Here is a 19,465-nt window from a genome sequence, read left to right on the forward strand (position 1 = left end):
GTACACAATCCAAAAGATCGGGATGTCTTTTCATATGATAATAGAGTGACAAGGACGGGGGAGGATGGCTTATGAAGAAAGTGCTTTTACTGTTGGCGGATGGATTTGAAGCTGTGGAGGCGAGTGTGTTTACCGATGTTCTGGGTTGGAACAAGCTGGAGGGGGATGGGACAACCCAGGTTGTGTCCGCGGGACTGCATGACCGGTTGAAGTGCACGTGGAACTTTACCGTTATTCCTGAGATCACGCTGGACTCGGTTAATGTGGACGATTATGATGCGCTGGCGATTCCCGGCGGGTTCGAGGAAGCTGGCTTTTATAACGATGCATACGACTCCAGGTTCTCCAAGATCATTCAGGAGTTTCATGCGCAGGGCAAATGGATTGCTACGATTTGCGTTGCAGCCCTTACGCTTGGCAAAGCCGGCGTGCTGGAGGGACGAAAAGCCACGACTTATGATCACCCAACCAGCATCAGAAAATCACAGCTGCGAGAATTCGGTGCCCATGTCATGGAACAACAGATCGTTGTTGATGGGAATCTGATCACTTCATGTAACCCGGCAACGGCTTTTGATGTGGCTTTCACTTTGCTGGAAAAGCTGACATCTTTGGAAAATACCCTGCATGTGAAAGAGCTTATGGGATTTACAAGCAAATCATGATTGAAGACTAATTGATTTTAAGCAGTAAGCCTGTCTTAAAGAAGACAGAGCTTATTGCTTTTTTTTTGTAATTACAACGTACCGCGGTTTATATAAAAAATAATTATAATCATACAGCCTATATGTAAGAGTTTGTCGAGGATGATACCCTTGAGTGCAAGGAGGGATTGGGGTTGCGTTTATTTCCTGTCACTTACTCGCTTTTGTCTAAACAAGCGGTAGGGTTACATATTCAACACAATTATGAGATCGGTTCCGTTGTAAAAATTCAGTATTTTTTGCGGGGCATGAACGATACGTACGAAGTAGAAACGGATGTTGATAAGTATATCTTCCGTATCTACAGGGCTGATCGAAGAAGCGGGTCTGACATCGAGTTTGAATTGGAGTTGCTCCGGTTTCTCAGTGCGAAGGGGATCATCGTTTCAGAGCCGATTCCGGGAAAAGACGGAGCATACCTTAGAGGGTTTAACGTTATGGAGGGAATTCGATACGGGGTCCTATTTCAATATGCGGAAGGGCACGAGAGACCGATTCACGCCGCAGTCGACAGTTACCGATTCGGTGAATCCATCGGCCACATGCATAAGGCGATGGATCATTTTGAAAGTCGTCATACAAGGGAGCAGCTGGATATGGAGTTTCTAATAGATAAGCCTTTATCCATTATCAGACCCTATATGGAGCATCGGTTGGCGGATTATAACTACCTAAGTGAAATGGCAAAGGAACTAAAGAAACGAACCTCGGAACTCAAGGTTCGTGGTTTAGATTGGGGCGTGTGCCACGGAGATTTGCATGGCAATACGAATGCTGCATTTACAGAGGACGGAAAGCTGACCCATTATGATTTTGATTTTTGCGGTTACGGCTGGAGAGCTTACGATGTTGCGGAGTTTAGGCTTGCCAGAGAAATACACAGCGGACATGACCCGGAGGAAGTGGAAAGATTATGGGACGCCTTTCTGAGAGGGTATTGTAGTGTCAGATCTTTCAGCGAAAATGATCTTGCTGCGGTCCCAGTTTTTGTTGCCATTCGGCAGCTATGGCTCTTAGGTCTATGTTTTCAAGATTCGGAGTTTGTGGGGATTGCCGACTTCAATGAAGGTTTTATAGATAGCAAAATGCAGGATTTCAAGAGATTGGATTATGTCTAGGACGGAGGAAAACATATGAAAGTTACCGTGGAGTTAAGCGATACTTCCACCAAATTTATCATTAATAATATATATCCGCTGTATCTGCATGATTTATCAGGGATATGGGGATGGAAGCCGAATCGATATGGCGTCTATGAGGATGATGACACAAAAACCTTGAATGACCAGATCCAAGTTTTTGATATATGGTGGGAGAAGCCCTCGATTTTGTTTCCTTACCTGATTCGGGTGGATGGCATCCCGGCAGGATTTGCTCTGGTAGCAACCCCGCCGTACACTTTTGGCAGTGAATTTTACATGAATGAGTTTTTTGTTATGAAACCCTTCCGAGGCAAACATGTTGCGGAGAATGCTGCATCACAAGTGTTCAACAAGCATGCCGGCAGCTGGGAAGTCCAGACGAATGCCACGGATCGCAATAAGCGGGTGCAAGCATTCTGGAGAAAGACGATGAACAACTATGTTTCGGACTCACGCGTGCAGGAATTTGTTGCTGCGAGGGACGACAGTGAGAAGTTGATCTTTCAGTTTGAATCATCGCGGGCATAGATGATGGCCCTGGTCCCCGATTCTATTGATCGAGAACCTGGGTTTTACCATGGGAATGATGTGTAAGCTGCTTGGATGATAGACTCCATCTTAATGTGATCATCCTTTACGGTGCGCTTGGATTAAAGTATTCTGACCAGCAGCCAGGAGCCATGTGTCTTGGTTCTTGACCATCACATAGATGGCCAGACTTCCTTGTCCGTCTTCGATGAGTTCCCCCTTCGATGTAGCCGGATACTGACGTATATGCGCGATGGCCACATCCTGGCGCAAGAATACAAGTTTCTCAATGAAATACTTTGCGTATGCATGAAGAAGCGGCCCCTTTAAAACAACTTGATGTGCGTTATTTATTTGCTCCCAGCCTGAGAGCATCTCCCCTATGACATTGACCCAAGTGGAGTCTTGACTAAAGTGACGATCCAAGGCATCGGCATCATGTTTATTAAATGCAGCTTCCATTTCGGCAATCGTTTGTCTAATGATGCGACCTTCCTGCTCCTCTAGTCCCTTGTGAATTTCATGTATGTTGGACATTGCATATAACCTCCTGTTATTTGTACTGCATTATGGGCCGAGACCTCTTCATCCTATCCATTGATATCTGTAATTTCATTTTAGATGGTAAGAAATATAATTAAAAATATATTTTATGGCAGGAGTATATGCCCTCAGGTATATAAGCGAGACGTGGGATAATCAAGACGTTCGAAGATCTCGTTACTGATAAAAGAAAAGATCGACATTACAACAAAACAATTCATACTTAAGGTATGGGTTGTTTTTTTATTTTTAATATAGAGTCCCTTTATTGGAAGAAGAGGTGTTATACATACGTAAATAAGATTTACGCGGAGGTGCGTCTTCGAATTGGATTCGATAGAGGAGTGCGTGAGGCGCGTTAAGGCCGGTGAGGTGGATGGTTTCGAGCCTATCGTCGAAACGTACAAAAAACAAATCTACATATATTGCTGCCGGATGCTCGGCTGCAAGCAGGACGCGCAGGATGCCGTCCAGGATGTCTTCATTAAAGCATTCACCAAGCTTCATACCTATGAAGCGAAGGTTTCGTTCTCATCATGGTTATACAAGATTGCCTATCATCATTGTCTTAATTTGCTTCGCAAGCGACAAGTTCGCATGCGAGTGAGCCGACTCATTCGATCGACAGGGCATGCTGATAGCGTGGAACAGTCGCTGGAGCGCCGGTGGTTCAGCGAACCACTGGAATATGCCATGACGAAGCTCTCGGTGGAGGAGCGGAATCTGCTCGTGCTGCGGGTGTTCGAAGATAAACCGTTCACGGAGATCGCACAGATTCTGGATAAGAATCTTAGTGCAGTGAAGAAAAAGTATGCTCGGATGAAACAGAAAGTCATCAAGCTGATCCAGGAGAAGGAGGGGACGGGGTTATGCGAGATTCGGGACAGCCGGAGCAAGATCGAATTCTGAGAAGCATGGAATTGCACTCCGTGGAAGAAGAGTTGGATGTGACCCCCGCCATCATGCAAAAGGTGCGTCAAATTCACCGGATGAAACACGGGAGAAATGACGGCAATCGTAAGAAAACCTTGATTATTGCGATGCTTACTGCGATTCTAATTCTTTCGTCAATTAGCGTTTATGCAAACCAATACTTGATTCAGATCAAGAACAAGGAAGGCGAAGTCATTCTGTCTACCATGAAGCCATGGAAATATTCCGAATCGGAATATAACGCTAAACGGAGAAAAGAGACGGAAGAAGAGCTGAGCAAGAGGTTAAAGCCGGGTGAACAGGCGGTATATTATATCAAGGACCAGCATCTAACTTCATCCACTAAAAAATATCCACTGAACTATTTTTATATGGCGACAAAGCATCCGAATTATCAAGAACTCGCAAAAGAAATCGAAGAGAAGAGTGCGCCCTTACTTCGAGAACCTGATTATGTTCCCGAAGGGTATCGATTTGATTTTGGAAGGATTCAAATTAGAAATGAACCTGTATGGGGAACACCGGAGTATGAAAGTCTTCTGAATGAACTCAAAGAGCAGGCTGGAAAGTCGGATGAAGAACAGGGACTGTTCTACAAGATTGTTCCTTGGTTCGAGATTGCTTCTACGGGAATGGAATATCGTAAAGGCGAAAATCGGATCACGATTCTGGCTTTTGCCCGAAAGAAAGGCTCAAAAGCTGGGGTGCTCACAAACGAAGCCGTAAAACTGACGGTGAACGGGAAAGAAATGATACTGTCCGCCAATTCGACTACTGAAACTCGCAGCTTGACTTGGCTTAGCGACAGTGAAGAGATTCTGTATGTGATTACAGATGATCCAAAGGATCCACTGTCCAAGGATGAGTTTGCGAAGATTGCAGCCGGTCTTATATCGGAATAAACGGTTTCCCTTCATTTTTTACAAAATGTCCCTTTTGTTGTCGGTAAGGTGTTATATGTGATGTATTTATAAATTAACTTAAAAGGCCTTACCGCCGAAAGGAGTACGAATTTTACCATGATGAAAAACAAGATGAAGGTCGCTTTATTTCTCGCAGCAACGATGATGGTCGGATCCGCGAATGTTTACGCAGCAAGCAATGCAAGCACGTCTGTTCCACAGGCGAAGGTAGCGGTTTCTACTGCCAAACCGGAGAAGACATCCGTTTCGTTTGATGATCGTATCAAGGAGTTAAGTAACAAACTTAAAGCAGGGCAGATGGTTGCGTATTATGTTGCGGACCAGGAATATAACCGGCTAGATGAAATTTACTTTACGTCCATGGGTTTTGTTAATACCAAGTATGCGGACTATGTGGCGAAGGCGAAGGCATTGAACGCTCCAACGCTAACCAAACCTTCTGACTTGCCGAAGAGTTATTCATTCCAGAACGCGATTATATACTTAAAGAGTCCTGAAAGAACGTCGAGCCTATACGAGAAGCTGGACAAGGAATTGAGAGCGAAGGCCGCAAGCGGGGAGAAGTTCGTGTACTCCGACATCATGAAGTCGAATGAAGCATCCGCAGCCATCCTGAATTTTGATAAGGGAAAAGTAAAGCTTCAGGTCGTTGCGAGTTATATTGTACCTGAACAGCCAATGGGCGGAACGCCAGTGCCGCAGAAGAAACCGAACGAGAAAAAGGAAACCATCGTCATTAACGGAGTGGAATGCATCTACACAACCGACTCCAAGGGAAGGGATCACCTGGATTGGGTGGATGAAGAGCAGCAGATTCGGTACAGCATTTGGGCGGAGAGCGCCAAATCGGATGTGCTGAACTATGCCAAGAAAATGATTGCGAAATAAGGCTTCTTCTTAAAAGATCCAGATTCATGTTGACCCAATTCCTGTCTGTTTTTATTTTTTCCTCAAGAGTCTACGCTCTTTGATATTACGAGCATAGGATGTTGTGTTCGGAAAAGTAAAGGAGGTTGGAACAATGGGTGAAGTTGCTGGATACGGTGGCGGAGGATATGGATCCGTTGGAGCAGTACTGGTTCTCTTTATTCTCTTGGTCATCATCGTTTCTGCGTTCGGATTTGGATTTGGAGTTTAATAGGTAATGTAAAAGAAACCCGCACCGCTTGCCCGGTGCGGGTTTCTTCTGTTCAATGCGAAACATGTCTGACGATGGGTGAAGTCCAACCGTCATTCGGGATGGGTTCTAACAGCAAGGACAGCCACTTGTCATATAACTCCCACGGTTTACCCGAGTCCAGCAGAGCCTTGCAAGTATAGATCCCTTCCTCGACGGAGCTGACCTTATCCGCCAACTGTAAGCGAACGGCTCCATTTAGCAGAACCTGGTAGATAAAAGCGATGTCCCCCGTACCCTGCAGAACCTGCTCGGTAACGTCAGCTTGTTCGGAGGGGGTCCAGCTTATGTCTGGAACAGGCGTATCGAGTCCGTACGCTTCCGGGTCGATGATCTGGAGGCTGGCTTCACCCTTCTCAACTCGGTAAGTCCGCGTGGGCCGGTGAATGAATAGTTCATCCGAGCCTTCACTGCCTTGAATGATGATCGCTTTCCGATAACCGAGTTTCATGATCAGTCGGCTTAAACGGTCAAAGACCGTATTATGGTATACACCGAAGGTTAAGAAAGGGGAATGAGAGTAATCCACAAACTTTTCGGCCGTATTAAGCACGGTCCGCATACCCAGCTCCTCCCGGATCGGGCGAAGATTCTTAAGCGGGGGGCACCACTCTTCAGCATGTACATATAATACGCCCGATTGCTGGGCAGCGCGGACGCATGATGCTTTTGCCAGTAACGGTCCGATTATCCCCTTGGCCGCAAGTATATCCGACAATGTGATCCCCCACTTCGGGGGCAGTGATGCGGTCCCATGCAGAGTGACAGGCAGATCGGCGGCTGCCAGCACAAACGAGGTGGCTAACGTAGAGAAAAAGGAGGACTTTCTGCCATCATAAGGTCCTGCGCAATCTATACCCTCATGTACAAATGAACGGTCTGCATATTCACGGCCGACCTTCACGAATGCCTCCAATTCTTCCACGCTTTCCATTTTGATGCGTTCCGCAATGAAAAAGGCACCGATCTGTGCAGGGGTTGCCTGCAATCCGAGAATCGATTCTGCAGCCTGCAGCGCTTCCTCGTAAGTCAGGTCCCGTGCACCCCGTTTGCCGCGGCCGACTTCTTTTAATAAGTGGATCATGATTTTTTTGCACCTCCTGAGCCGGTCTCCTGAAGCAATTGATACAACTTGACGATCGAGGTTGCGACATCCACCATTCTTTTTCTTTCATTCATCGCCTGTTTGCGCAGGACATCGTATGCTTCGGATTCCGAAATATTTTTCATCTTGCACAGAATGCCTTTGGCCATATCAATCCATTTTCGCTCTTCAATGCGGGCAAGAAGCTGCGTTCTTTCATTATGCCACTGCTCTCGTTCGTAAAAATGCTTGGAACTAAAATGCAGTGTCCAATGCAGCTCATGCTCCTTCATGGTGGGGAATAAAAGTCCATCAATTATAACATCATCTTCACATGCTTCGAGAGATTGCGAAGCGGCATGATCGCTGCACCACCACAGAACGGGAACGCGCTTTTGTTGTTCGAGCGTGCGGGACCACGATTTAATTGCGGCAACCGGGAGGTGGAGAACCGTTCCGTCTGCTTCCATGATGCCGGCCAGCGCTTGCTTCTCACTGCGGGCTAGGTGGACCTTGTAGCCGTATGAACGAAGGATAAACTCCGGAAGAAGCGCCCTGGCATCTGTGTCGCTTCGCTCTGAAGCAGGGACCGGATGGTGGATAACCAGCAATGAACGCATGGATTGACGCTCCTTTCATAAATGATATCCTCTCAGGGTTAAGCAGTTAGCACAAAGCAGTTATTATGTTAAATTATATAACATATATCACAGGGTGATGTCGATATTTAATTAAAATTCTCTGTTTCATGTCAAATATGTTGACAGACAGATCGGATGTGGTGTATATTTCCCTCAAGAAACTTTATATCTCCCGGATACAACGGTGTATCCCATTAGCGGCAAAGAAGCCTGCTTTCGTTCCCGGTAAGAGTGTGCCTACTCTACTGGAGCGAATGCAGGCTATTTTGGTTTTTAAGGCTTTTGATGAATGAACAAGTATATTCTAAGGTGTTAGACGGAGGGGAGCGCAAACCATGACAAAAAAGAAATTAGTAATGATCGGGAATGGTATGGCAGGGGTACGGGCAATCGAGCATTTGATCAAGCTTGCGCCGGATGCTTATGAGATTACGATATTCGGATCGGAGCCTCATCCGAACTACAACCGGATTATGCTGTCATCTGTCCTCGCAGGAGGCACCGATATGAAGGAAATCATCATTAATGATTGGGATTGGTATAAGGAGAATCGGATCCAGTTATATGCGGGTCATACGGTGACACGGATCGACACCCAGAATCGTCAAGTCTTTTCCGATCAAGGAGCTGCTGCTGACTATGATGTATTGATTATAGCCACCGGTTCCAATCCATTTATGCTGCCTTTGCCTGGTGCCGACAAGGAAGGCGTTATCGCATTCCGGGATATCAAGGATTGTGAAACGATGGTGAAGACATCGAAGCAATACAAGAAAGCGGTGGTTATCGGCGGGGGTCTGCTGGGTCTGGAGGCTGCTAGAGGGCTTCTGCATTTGGGCATGGATGTATCCGTGGTTCACCTTAACCCCTATCTGATGGAACGACAATTGGACGAAACGGCGGCCAGAATGCTGCAGCGTGAACTTGAAACCCAAGGAATGAAATTTCTGCTGAATAAAAATTCGGAGTCCATCTCAGGGCGGAAGCGGGTGAAGGCACTCCAATTTACGGATGGGAGCCGTGTCGAGACCGATCTGATCGTGATGGCCGTCGGAATCAAGCCGAACGTTTCCTTGGCACAATCCTCCGGGATTGAAGTCAAGCGCGGAATCGTTGTTAACGACTATATGGAGACGAATATTCCCGGCATCTATGCGGTGGGTGAATGCGCAGAGCATCGCGGAATCGCTTATGGTCTTGTGGCACCGCTATACGAACAGGGGGCTGTGCTAGCCAAGCATCTGGCGGGTGTGGAGACGAGCGGGTACGCCGGATCCGTAACGTCAACGAAATTAAAGGTATCCGGCGTGGATGTGTTCTCTGCAGGTCATTTTGCTGAACCGGAAGGAACAAGATCGATGCGATATCAAGATGAAGTTGAAGGAGTATACAAAAAAATCGTGATTCGCGAAGACCGGCTCATCGGAGCCGTTATGTTCGGAGATACAGGGGATGGACCCAAGCTGTTCTCGCTGATGAAAAGCGGCGAATCCATCAAGGGCCGAGAGAAGGAGCTTCTGTTAGGCTTCACGGGTCATGCCGGTACCGTATCGACGGAACAGCGGCTGGCTCAGCTGGCGGATGATGAGATCATTTGCGGCTGTAACGGCGTATCGAAGGAAGCGATAAAAGATGCCATTCTTACGAAAAATTGCAACACCGTGGCTTCCGTTAAAGCTTGTACAAAAGCATCGGGATCCTGCGGCGGCTGCAAACCGCTCGTTGAGGGACTGGTTCAGTTATACGCCGGAGATGCAGCAGGGGAGCCCGTGAAAGAAGGGATATGCGGGTGTACATCGCTAGGACGGGATGAAATTATTAGCGAGATAACCCGTCTTGGACTTGGAACCGTCAAAGAAGTGATGAATGTGCTGGGATGGGACAATCCAGAGGGATGTTCCAAATGCCGGCCATCCTTGAACTACTATCTGGGGATGCTGTTTCCGGAATCCTACGTGGATGAGAAGGAATCCCGCTTCACGAATGAGCGGTACCATGCCAACATTCAGAAGGATGGCACCTATTCCGTTGTTCCCAGAATATATGGCGGGGTAACGTCACCTTCGGAGTTAAAGAAAATCGCAGAGATTGCGGAAAAATTCGATGTCCCGATGGTCAAGATTACAGGCGGACAACGGATCGACTTGCTTGGCGTTAAGAAGGAGGATCTGCCGAAGATGTGGGAGGAGCTGGATATGCCTTCCGGTTATGCTTACGGTAAAGCCCTCCGTACCGTTAAAACTTGCGTGGGGTCCACGTTTTGCCGATTCGGCACCCAGGATTCCATTGGCATGGGTGTTCGCTTGGAGAAAGAGTTTGAGCGGCTGAGCACACCGGCCAAAGTAAAACTCGCGGTTTCCGGATGTCCCCGCAACTGCGCAGAAGCGACCATCAAGGATTTTGGAGTCGTAGCGATTGATGGCGGATGGGAACTGCACGTCGGCGGCAATGGAGGCGTTCATGTTCGGGCAACAGAGTTATTATGCATCGTGAAGACGGAAGATGAGGTGCTCGAATGGGCCGGGGCATTTATCCAATACTATCGGGAAAACGCGCAGTGGAATGAGCGGACATCGGTTTGGATCGAACGAGTAGGCTTGGACCATGTGAAAAAAGCATTAGAGAAGAAGGAGGACCGCGTCGCGCTCTTCTCGAGAATAAAGCTGGCTTTAAGCAAGCAGAAGGATCCGTGGAAGGAAATTACGTCGGACAGCGGGCTTCGTAAAAACTTCGTGCCTTTGCCTGATGCTGAACCTGTGACGAAATAGGGGGAATCCAAAAATGACGAAACTTCATGTAGGATACGTGAACGAAATTGATCATAAGGGCTCAAGGACCATTGAGATCGACGGAACGGAAATCGCGCTGTTTCGTTTATCGGATGGGGATATACTGGCCGTGGAGAACAAGTGCCCGCATAAAGGAGGCAAGCTTTCGGAGGGAATGGTGTGCGGGAAGCAGGTGCACTGTCCTCTGCATGATTGGAAGATCGACCTATGCAGCGGGCAGGTTCAAGAGCCGGATACGGGCAACGTAAACACCTATCAGGTTGAAGTTGATCCGGTAAGCGGCGCGATATACCTTCAGGATCGTACGGCTTAAACGCGAAAGATGGATTCCATAAGAGGGGGTGCACGATATGGATTATGTGAAACCGAATCAGGTCATGTATGACATGATCGAGGCCGGAGCCGCGAAAGCTCGGCTGAAGACTTCGCAAATGCTCACCCGCGGCATGCTGTCAGGCGCCATCCTGGCGTGCGCCACCACGCTAGCTTTTACGGCTTCGAACCAAACGAATATCCCGATGGTGGGCGCAGTCCTGTTTCCGGTTGGCTTTGTGATGATTGTCCTGCTGGGCCTAGAGTTGGTAACTGGAAGCTTTGCGCTCTTGCCATTAGCCGTCCTGCAAAAGAAAGCTTCAAGTGCCTCCATGCTTGCGAATTATGGATGGGTTATTCTCGGACATCTGATAGGCTGTCTGATTTATGGGGGGCTCTATGCGCTTACCGCGACCAAGATGGGGACGGATATGAGCCATCCGCTTATTCAGATGATTGTCGACACGAGCGAGACAAAGACACTCGGCTATAAGGCGCTGGGCGTGAGCGGCATGCTGCTGGTAGTGATCAAGGCTATGCTCTGCAACTGGATGGTGGCGTTAGGCGTTGTCATGGCGTTTACATCAAGCTCAACGATAGGAAAAATCGCTGCGATGTGGCTGCCCATCCTGATCTTTTTCGGTCAAGGATTCGAGCATGCGGTTGTAAATATGTTTGTGATACCGGCGGGCATGATGCTCGGGGCGGATGTCAGTGTGGCCGATTGGTGGCTCTGGAACCAAATCCCCGTACTAATAGGTAATTTTATTGGCGGAGCGGTATTTACCGGGGCGATGTTGCACTTATCCCAATTCGGATTCGGAAAGCGCAGCGAGGTTAATCCGGTTGCGAAGGCCCATCATGGACTCAGGGTTATGGAGGCGACGGCAGTTCCGGTCGATAAAAGACGATGAGGCCGGGCATGGTGTATATTGTTGGCGCAGGTCCGGGAGATCCGGAGCTGATTACGCTGAAAGCCCTTCGGCGTATTCAGGAAGCGGACGTCATTATGTACGATCGACTGGTGAACGATGAGCTGTTGAGTTACGCAAAAAAGGATGCTTTGCTCGTATTCTGCGGTAAGGCACCCGGCAGCCATTCCCTTCCGCAGGAGAAAATTAACGAGAACATGGTGACTTATGCCCTTGCCGGTCATGATGTCGTAAGACTCAAGGGAGGTGATCCGCTGATCTTCGGACGAGGTGGCGAAGAGGCGTGCGAATTGGCTGCGCGAGGCATTCCCTTCGAGATCGTGCCCGGCGTTACCTCGGCATTGGGAGCAGCCTCCTCCACAGGGATACCTCTGACCCACCGTGGAGCCAGCACTTCGGTAGCTTTTGTCAGCGGAACGAGCTGCCATGGAAACGAGCGAAGCGTGAGGTGGGACTTGCTGGCTCACAGTGTGGATACACTTGTGGTGTACATGGGCGTCAGCAGAATGGACGACATCTGCAAGGAGATGCTCGCTCATGGCAAGCCGTCGTCAACTCCCGTTGCTATCGTTGAACAGGGGACAAGGGCAGAGGAGCGAACCATAACGGGAACGCTCGGAACCATCCACAAGATTGCCCATCTTATGAACGTGAAGAATCCGGCGCTTCTGATCATCGGCGAAGTTGTACGAGTGAGGGATCAGCTCCTGAAACTGGCTGCGGAGGCGGAGGAACGGACAGGATAAAGCTTATGCAGGCGTGAGGACGATCGCATGACGAAGCATGAACATCGTTTAATCCATTGGAACGAAACGCAGATACGCTAACCATAAAGTGAACCCTTATCCATTTGGGGTTCACTTTTTTTGGTGTTAAACAAGTTTGTGGCACAGGGAAGGCATACACTATATGAATACGACATGAGGTTCTGCGATTCCGATTCGCAGCAAGAGGGAAACGCTTCCAATTCGGAGAATATCATGTTTAAACAACCAGACGTGCTATTGCCAGAGTGTTGCAGGTCCTGCTTGTTTATATCCGATAAACGGGGGTGCACGTATGAAATATGACGTAATCGTGGTGGGAGCGGGGTTATCCGGTCTTGTGGCAACCGCGGAGATAGCCGAGGCCGGCAAGCGGGTGCTGCTGCTTGATCAGGAACCGGAAAGCTCGCTGGGCGGGCAGGCATGGTGGTCTTTTGGCGGGTTATTCCTTGTTGATTCGCCGGAACAGCGAAGACTGGGCATCAAGGATTCCCGTGAACTGGCGTGGCAGGACTGGCTGGGAGCCGCTGGTTTCGATCGGGAGGATGACGAGGATCGATGGGGGCGGAAATGGGCAGAGGCCTATGTTGATTTTGCGGCCGGCGAGAAACGGGCATGGCTGCATTCTTTAGGGGTCCGATTCTTTCCCGTTGTAGGCTGGGCCGAACGTGGCGGGTATCTCGCGGAGGGGCATGGCAATTCCGTGCCGCGCTTTCATATTGTGTGGGGAACAGGTCCTGGAGTCGTGCAACCATTCGAGTCCAGGGTCAGAGACGCCATACGCTCAGGAATGGTTGATTATCGCCCCCGTCACCAAGTGGATGGACTTATCACGCAGGAGGGTGCCGTTACAGGCGTAAGAGGCTCAGTCCTTGCTCCGAGTTCGGCTTATCGCGGCGAAGCAAGCACGCGGGAGGTGGTCGGCGACTATGAGTTTTTTGCAGAGACCGTCGTTGTCTCCAGCGGAGGAATCGGTGCCAACCATGAGCTGATCCGGCAGCATTGGCCATCTCGGCTCGGTCATCCTCCGCAAACGATGCTCTCTGGCGTTCCCGAGCATGTGGATGGACGGATGCTCGGAATAACGGAGAAAGCAGGTGGGCGGGTCGTCAATAGAGACCGGATGTGGCACTATACCGAAGGGATTAAGAATTGGAGCCCGGTCTGGTCAAAGCACGGAATCCGGATACTGCCGGGCCCTTCTTCTGTTTGGCTTGATGCCAAAGGGCAAAGGCTCTCTGCCCCGAATTTCCCGGGCTTCGATACGCTGGGAACCCTGAAAGCCATTCAGGATACCGGCTTTGATTATTCCTGGTTCATTCTCACCAGAAAAGTGATAGAGAAGGAATTCGCCTTGTCCGGATCAGAGCAAAACCCGGATTTGACCGGAAAGAGCATCCGCAAGGTGTTAGGCAGAGTAGGTTCAGGTATCCCGGGGCCGGTGCAGGCATTCCTGGATCATGGAGAGGACTTTGTTGTTGCCGATTCACTGCCCGAGCTAGTGGATGGCATGAATAAAATGACAGGCAGCGATCTGATCAAGCAGGTGGACATGGAGCGTCAGCTGGCTGCGAGAGACCGCGAGATGGACCATGCATTTACCAAGGATCTGCAGATTACGGCGCTTCGAGGTGCAAGGAATTACATCGGCGATCGTCTGGTACGCGTAGCCAAGCCGCATAAATTTCTGGATCCGGCCCATGGCCCTTTGATCGCGGTACGCTTACATATTCTTAGCAGGAAAACGTTGGGCGGGCTGCAGACGGATCTATCTGGCCGGGTACTGAATGCAAACGGCGAGCCGGTTCCCGGACTCTACGCGGTTGGAGAAGTTGCGGGATTCGGAGGGGGAGGCGTTCATGGATACCGTGCATTGGAGGGAACGTTTCTGGGAGGCTGTCTGTTCACAGGGAGACAGGCGGGCCGGAGCATTGCGAGGCTCTGATGATAGGGCATTCATGTTTCGGCTAACGCACGGCAGATTTAATTTAGCGGGCAATTCCTATCTTGCCAAGTGAAATGAAAATTTCTTCTTATCGTAAGATCGTTTATGGTATTCTGTTTGGTAGCACATGAAAGGAGAATGTCCATGTCCCATGATCAGGATATTGCTGAAACCAAGACAAAACGGCTATCCCATATTCAATCTTACATAGATTCGCCAGATTTGCAGAACAAGCTGTATAAAAAGACCCTTATCGTTGTGATCCTCTCGCAAATATTCGGTGGGGCTGGCTTGGCTGCTGGATTGACGGTCGGTGCGCTTCTGGCACAGGATATGCTCAAGACCGACAGCTATGCAGGAATCCCTGTTGCCCTAATCACGGTCGGTTCCGCTCTGGGTGCCTGGTATATTGGCCGGCTTACCCAGCAATATGGTAGAGGGCCGGGTTTGGCTGCCGGATTCCTGGCGGGTGGGATTGCCGCGATCGGAGTCATATTGGCTGCTGTTTATCAAAATATCTATCTGCTGTTCGCTTCGTTGTTAATATACGGTGCAGGTACCGCAACGAATATGCAAGCTCGTTATGCAGGCACGGATTTGGCTAAACCTTCACAGCGGGCGGGAGCGGTCAGCATGGCGATGGTTTCCACCACCTTTGGTGCCGTTGCGGGTCCGAATCTGGTGGGGGTTATGGGGAACGTTGCGGAATCCTTCGGGATTCCTGGATTGGCGGGACCGTTTATTCTGGCAGCCGTGGCTTTTATTCTGGCAGGCCTGATCCTGCTAGTATTCCTGCGCCCGGACCCCTATGCGATTGCCCAAGCGATTGAGGAAGCTAAAATTAAAATTTCCGGTGATTCTTCGGCCGGAACGGTAAACGGATCAGAACGAAACAAACGGGGAATCTTGGTTGGAGCCTGCGTGATGATATTGACTCAGGTGGTCATGGTCTCCATCATGACCATGACGCCCGTCCATATGAAACATCACGGCCACGACCTGAGTGCGGTCGGTTTGGTGATAGGCATTCATATCGGAGCGATGTACCTGCCTTCGTTAATCACAGGTTTCCTCGTGGACAAAATTGGCCGCATCAGCATGTCAATCGCTTCCGGAGCCGTGCTTCTGAGCTCCGGGATTCTAGCCGCTTTGGCTCCGGCCGAATCCATGGCGCTGATCATAACGGCGCTGGCTTTGCTGGGGCTGGGTTGGAACCTTGGCTTCATCAGCGGAACGGCGCTCATCATAGATGCTACCCATCCTTCCGCCCGCGCCAGAACACAGGGAACGGTGGATGTCTTGATTGCTTTAGCGGGAGCATCGGGCGGCGCTTTATCCGGTATGGTCGTTGCCCATACCAGTTACGGTACACTCTCGATTGCGGGAGGTTTGCTGTCGCTGGTGATGATACCTGTTTGTCTAAGCTCGGTGAACAAGCGCAAACCTTCGACATCCTCAAACAGCGCGGCATTATAATGAAACAGCCTCCTATCGTAGTCGATAGGAGGCTGTGTTGTAACGGGCCTTAAGGCAGGATGTTGCCTGCCGCACGGTAAATCGCATACCATTCTTCGCGGGTGAGCGTTACATCGCCGGCTTTAATGCAGTCTTGCAAACGACTGATGTTCATCGTCCCAATGATCGGCTGCATATGTGCAGGGTGACGAAGAAGCCATGCGATGGCAATTGTGGTATTCGTTACGTTGTATTTTTCCGCAATTTCATCGATCTTCTGATTAAGCTCAGGGAACTTGTCGCTTCCAAGGAATACGCCTTCAAAGAACCCGTATTGGAAAGGAGACCAAGGCTGAATCGTAATGTCGTGAAGTCGGCAGAAATCCAGCACGCTGCCATCACGGTTAACTGCGGCGTCATTCTCCATGTTGACGTTGATCCCGCTCTGTATCATGGTGGTGTTCGTGATGCTTAGCTGCAGCTGGTTGGCTACGAGCGGCTGCTTCACTGCTTTTTTCAGAAGCTGGATTTGCATCGGATTCTGGTTGGATACGCCGAAATGACGCACTTTACCGGAGCTTTCGAGTTTATCGAATGCTTCAGCCACCTCTTCAGGCTCAACTAACGCATCCGGACGGTGAAGAAGGAGTACATCGAGATACTCGGTTTTGAGTCTTTTCAGGATGCCATCGACGGAATTCAAGATATGCTCTTTGGAGAAATCGAACATGCCCTGACGAATCCCGCATTTCGATTGCAGAATGATCTTCTCGCGGACTTCTGCATTCATATGTATCGCATCTGCAAAAATTTCCTCGCAAGCTCCGCCGCCGTATATGTCGGCATGGTCGAAGAAGTTAGCGCCTTCCTCCAGTGCGGATGACACGAAACGCTCGGCTTCCGCTTTTTCCAGCGAATTTATACGCATGCAACCAACGGCTACAACAGGTACTTCCAGTGAACTGCTTCCAAGCTTCATCGTTTTCATGATTACGGTCCTCCCGTTCAAAATAGGTTGATTGTGCTGTCAGTCTCTAGTTTATTGTGACATGCAGGGGGCAAGGTGTACAAGCTTAAATTTGACAAGAGAGTTCGTTTGAAATAAAATGACTCATGAGTCATAAATGACTGAAAGGTCAATTTCAATGAGAAGTGGGGTGATGTGTTGAGTAAACGCGAACAGAAATTTGAGGCGAGGCAAGAGCTAATCCTTCAAACAGCTGAGCGGCTAATTACGGACAACGGTTATCATGCCATAAAAATGAGTGACATCGCAGATGCGTTAGAGATAGCAAAAGGTACATTGTATCTGCATTATAAATCCAAAGAGGAGCTTGTATTTGAGCTCATTAAACCTAAAATAATGGAATTCCGGCAGATCGTGGAATCGACGGTTAGCGAGGATTTCCATCCGGTTCAACAGGTGGAACGGATCATAGACGAAGCTTTATCCAGCTCGTTTTTTACCTTCGTGCTGACGAGTTTTCCGGATATGGGTGCCATCTTCGCGGATGCAAAGGCTAAAGAGCTCCAGAGCGTTCAGGATGAAGTGATCGACTGTTTGGAGCGAATCATTGAGCGAGGGAAGAAGGAGCGGGTATTCACCGAAGATTTGCCGACGCATTTCTCCGCCTTGCAGCTTATGCAATTACTGGATCCTCTTGTGTACTCCATCCTAGTTAGGGAAGATAGCATGTCACATGCAGATTTTGTGAAGTATACTACGCTTCATTATTTGAACGGCATCCGAGCATAAGGAGTGATATTGGAATGGAATGTAATTCGGCACACCATCAGACGTTGATGACGATTGAAACGGCGGAACAATGGGTGGATCGATCCAACCATAAAGATCTGGAAGGACTGCTTGGCTTAACCGCACCCCAAATTGAGATTGCAGGTCCACGAGGCGCCGGGTTCATGAATAATGCGGACTTGGAGGAGTGGCTGGAACGAGCGAATCTGCAGCTGGCTACGCTAAATCGTTACGCCAAGGATGAATGGATCGTACTGGAGCAGCATGGGACTTGGCTTGATGAGGATGGCCGTATCAAGGGGGAAGCGATCGTATTTACGGTATTGTGCGTTAAAGACCGCAAGGTGCATTCCCTGGCTCGCTATGATGGGAAAGAACAAGCGTTTCAAGCCAGCGGATTGAGCGATGAGGATAAGGTCGGTTAAACCATAACCATTAACGCCTTAAGGAAAAAAGTCAGCGGTAGTTGGAATGCTTAAGTTTGCACCCCTGATGTCACCCCTGACTACCGCTTCATATCCTAGTAGTTTTTATTACAACGCTTTGACTTTCCGAATAACGATTCGACTGTGGGGAAGAGACGGCATATCGTGAAAGCTGAAGCTTACGTCCTGTACAGGCACTTCATAACTCATCTTGTTCGCCAGAAAGTCCAGACTCTCCTTCATGATCTCAAGCGTAATCCACTCCCCGGCACAGCGATGTCCCGTATGATGATCTCCGCCTCCTTGAGGGATGAAGTTAAAGGGGCTCCCGTTCCAATCATCGAAACGATCCGGCTTGAACAGCTCCGGCTGATCCCACAGACCGGGATGATGATTCGTTCCGTATAAGTCAAGGATTGTGAGCACGCCTTTATCAAATGCATATCCCTTCCAGGTAAAATCCTTCCTTGCGCGCGCAGGCGCAAAGGGGAAGAATGGGTAGAACCGCCGCACTTCCTGAACAAAATTCTTGAGCTGCTTCTCGTCGGACGTCATCAATTGTTCACGCTCTTCGGGCTGCTGAATGACAGCTAGAGCAGTAAAGCACACGTATATGGCAACCGCTACGATAGGGCGGAGAATGTTAATGATTTCTACCGCTGCGGTTTCCTTATCCAGAAGCTCGCCCCTAAGATCGCGGTGCCAGGACATCGTATGCAGGGTACTGCCTTGCTTCGGGTCTATTGTTCCACTGCGCACGTCAACTACGAGCTCTTGTATCCATTTTTCCGCTTTGGCACGGGCATTTCTTCCTTTCCTATGCTTGATTCCAAAAGCGGCTGTTGCTTCGATCATAGCAGCTAGCCAGCTCGTTTTCTCTTTCACTTCAGCTTCAGGAAGCGGCACAGCCGCCCACTCACAGGCCACCCGGCATAACATTTCTTGAGCTTCCTCATACATCTCGACCTTATCCTCGGATTCCCATCGACTTACAGCCAGTTCCCAATGTTTACGCGTAATTTCTCTCATGCTGCGAAGAGCTTCCTTGGACATCAAGGACATGAACATCGTTTTGCGATGATGATGCTCTTCGTCATCCAGCGTCTGTACACCGTCTTCACCGAACAGGGTTTTCAGCACGCGTTTCGGCGCTGCACCGCTTCGAACAAACTTCTCCTGGTCATAAAAAAGCCTGGCCGCTTCTTCTCCGCGCATGCAGATCGCTCGCTCCCCCAATAGACGCGTCTCGAATAGATCAGATTGAAAGCCGATGGTTCTGTTTACCCGTTCTCATCCGATTTGAACAAACCAAGCTTTTACTCCCATGTCTAAAGACTAGCCCATCTCGAGTTGAAATATTGGGTCTATCCTTTGCAGGATTCTCAGGCTAGCGCGAGAATTCAATTAGATGT

At 49.3% G+C, this 19,465-nt stretch carries 20 protein-coding genes; 15 read left to right on the top strand and 5 right to left on the bottom strand.

The genetic code is table 11. The features are described 5' to 3' along the window. Nucleotides 1-71 precede the first annotated feature (71 nt). The 3 genes from PAEVO_RS05785 (at nt 72) to PAEVO_RS05795 (ending at nt 2,374) form a co-directional block, all read left to right on the top strand. On the top strand, nt 72-665 hold the full coding sequence (locus PAEVO_RS05785) for a DJ-1/PfpI family protein (protein WP_100536688.1): 594 nt from the start codon (nt 72-74) through the stop codon (nt 663-665). Between the two features lie 173 nt (nt 666-838). After that, nucleotides 839-1,822 carry a phosphotransferase gene (locus tag PAEVO_RS05790; protein WP_100536689.1) on the top strand — a complete coding sequence of 328 codons (984 nt, stop codon included), beginning with the start codon at nt 839-841 and terminating at the stop codon, nt 1,820-1,822. Between the two features lie 15 nt (nt 1,823-1,837). Next, nucleotides 1,838-2,374, top strand: coding sequence for a GNAT family N-acetyltransferase (locus tag PAEVO_RS05795; protein WP_100536690.1), 537 nt, complete (start codon nt 1,838-1,840; stop codon nt 2,372-2,374). A 99-nt stretch (nt 2,375-2,473) separates the two neighbouring features. On the opposite strand, the gene PAEVO_RS05800 is transcribed toward PAEVO_RS05795, so the two are convergent. After that, entirely contained in the window at nt 2,474-2,911 is a 438-nt protein-coding gene (locus PAEVO_RS05800) for an SgcJ/EcaC family oxidoreductase (protein WP_100536691.1), read from the bottom strand. A 354-nt stretch (nt 2,912-3,265) separates the two neighbouring features. On the opposite strand from PAEVO_RS05800, the gene PAEVO_RS05805 reads away from it, so the two are divergent. From PAEVO_RS05805 to PAEVO_RS34180, 4 genes are all read left to right on the top strand, one after another. Then, nucleotides 3,266-3,826, top strand: a complete 561-nt coding sequence (locus PAEVO_RS05805; RefSeq protein WP_243390638.1) for an RNA polymerase sigma factor — start codon at nt 3,266-3,268, stop codon at nt 3,824-3,826. Next, the gene (locus PAEVO_RS05810) at nt 3,787-4,752 is read left to right on the top strand and encodes a hypothetical protein (protein WP_243390639.1); all 966 of its coding nucleotides are present in this window, start codon (nt 3,787-3,789) and stop codon (nt 4,750-4,752) included. The genes PAEVO_RS05805 and PAEVO_RS05810 overlap by 40 nt, the downstream gene beginning before the upstream one ends. A 117-nt stretch (nt 4,753-4,869) precedes the next feature. Next, nucleotides 4,870-5,661, top strand: a complete 792-nt coding sequence (locus PAEVO_RS05815; protein ID WP_100536693.1) for a hypothetical protein — start codon at nt 4,870-4,872, stop codon at nt 5,659-5,661. Between the two features lie 133 nt (nt 5,662-5,794). After that, complete coding sequence (locus tag PAEVO_RS34180; protein ID WP_218033639.1) at nt 5,795-5,911, top strand: YjcZ family sporulation protein; 117 nt, start codon at nt 5,795-5,797, stop codon at nt 5,909-5,911. A 52-nt stretch (nt 5,912-5,963) separates the two neighbouring features. Here PAEVO_RS34180 and PAEVO_RS05820 read toward each other — a convergent pair whose 3' ends face one another. Further along, nucleotides 5,964-7,034 (bottom strand): anthranilate phosphoribosyltransferase, encoded by a 1,071-nt coding sequence (locus PAEVO_RS05820; protein ID WP_100536694.1) that lies wholly within the window; start codon nt 7,032-7,034, stop codon nt 5,964-5,966. Next, nucleotides 7,031-7,654 (bottom strand): ANTAR domain-containing response regulator, encoded by a 624-nt coding sequence (locus tag PAEVO_RS05825; RefSeq protein WP_100536695.1) that lies wholly within the window; start codon nt 7,652-7,654, stop codon nt 7,031-7,033. Before PAEVO_RS05825 ends, PAEVO_RS05820 begins: the two co-directional genes overlap by 4 nt. Nucleotides 7,655-8,010: 356 nt before the next feature. Here PAEVO_RS05825 and nirB point away from each other — a divergent pair, with 356 nt between their 5' ends. The 6 genes from nirB to PAEVO_RS05855 all read left to right on the top strand — a co-directional run bounded on the left by nirB (nt 8,011) and on the right by PAEVO_RS05855 (nt 15,893). Continuing rightward, complete coding sequence (gene nirB, locus PAEVO_RS05830) at nt 8,011-10,443, top strand: nitrite reductase large subunit NirB (protein WP_100536696.1); 2,433 nt, start codon at nt 8,011-8,013, stop codon at nt 10,441-10,443. Nucleotides 10,444-10,456: 13 nt separating this feature from the next. Then, complete coding sequence (nirD, locus tag PAEVO_RS05835) at nt 10,457-10,777, top strand: nitrite reductase small subunit NirD (RefSeq protein WP_100536697.1); 321 nt, start codon at nt 10,457-10,459, stop codon at nt 10,775-10,777. A 37-nt stretch (nt 10,778-10,814) separates the two neighbouring features. Further along, the gene (locus PAEVO_RS05840) at nt 10,815-11,690 is read left to right on the top strand and encodes a formate/nitrite transporter family protein (RefSeq protein WP_100536698.1); all 876 of its coding nucleotides are present in this window, start codon (nt 10,815-10,817) and stop codon (nt 11,688-11,690) included. A gap of 8 nt (nt 11,691-11,698) precedes the next feature. After that, on the top strand, nt 11,699-12,454 hold the full coding sequence (gene cobA / locus PAEVO_RS05845) for a uroporphyrinogen-III C-methyltransferase (protein ID WP_243390640.1): 756 nt from the start codon (nt 11,699-11,701) through the stop codon (nt 12,452-12,454). A 313-nt stretch (nt 12,455-12,767) separates the two neighbouring features. Then, nucleotides 12,768-14,417, top strand: coding sequence for an FAD-binding dehydrogenase (locus tag PAEVO_RS05850; protein ID WP_100536700.1), 1,650 nt, complete (start codon nt 12,768-12,770; stop codon nt 14,415-14,417). Nucleotides 14,418-14,561: 144 nt separating this feature from the next. Continuing rightward, complete coding sequence (locus PAEVO_RS05855; protein WP_100536701.1) at nt 14,562-15,893, top strand: MFS transporter; 1,332 nt, start codon at nt 14,562-14,564, stop codon at nt 15,891-15,893. Nucleotides 15,894-15,942: 49 nt separating this feature from the next. Here PAEVO_RS05855 and PAEVO_RS05860 read toward each other — a convergent pair whose 3' ends face one another. Continuing rightward, nucleotides 15,943-16,860 carry an aldo/keto reductase gene (locus PAEVO_RS05860; protein WP_100536702.1) on the bottom strand — a complete coding sequence of 306 codons (918 nt, stop codon included), beginning with the start codon at nt 16,858-16,860 and terminating at the stop codon, nt 15,943-15,945. 174 nt (nt 16,861-17,034) lie between these two features. Between PAEVO_RS05860 and PAEVO_RS05865 the strand changes: the two genes are divergently transcribed. Both PAEVO_RS05865 and PAEVO_RS05870 read left to right on the top strand, forming a co-directional pair. Beyond that, complete coding sequence (locus tag PAEVO_RS05865; RefSeq protein WP_100536703.1) at nt 17,035-17,628, top strand: TetR/AcrR family transcriptional regulator; 594 nt, start codon at nt 17,035-17,037, stop codon at nt 17,626-17,628. 14 nt (nt 17,629-17,642) lie between these two features. Continuing rightward, complete coding sequence (locus PAEVO_RS05870; protein WP_100536704.1) at nt 17,643-18,053, top strand: hypothetical protein; 411 nt, start codon at nt 17,643-17,645, stop codon at nt 18,051-18,053. Nucleotides 18,054-18,161: 108 nt separating this feature from the next. On the opposite strand, the gene cypC is transcribed toward PAEVO_RS05870, so the two are convergent. Then, nucleotides 18,162-19,325, bottom strand: coding sequence for a CYP152 family fatty-acid peroxygenase CypC (gene cypC / locus PAEVO_RS05875; RefSeq protein ID WP_481856493.1), 1,164 nt, complete (start codon nt 19,323-19,325; stop codon nt 18,162-18,164). Between the last annotated feature and the right edge of the window lie 140 nt (nt 19,326-19,465).

It is taken from the genome of Paenibacillus sp. GM2FR, from assembly GCF_002803325.1.
GTDB lineage: Bacteria > Bacillota > Bacilli > Paenibacillales > Paenibacillaceae > Paenibacillus_AQ > Paenibacillus_AQ lautus.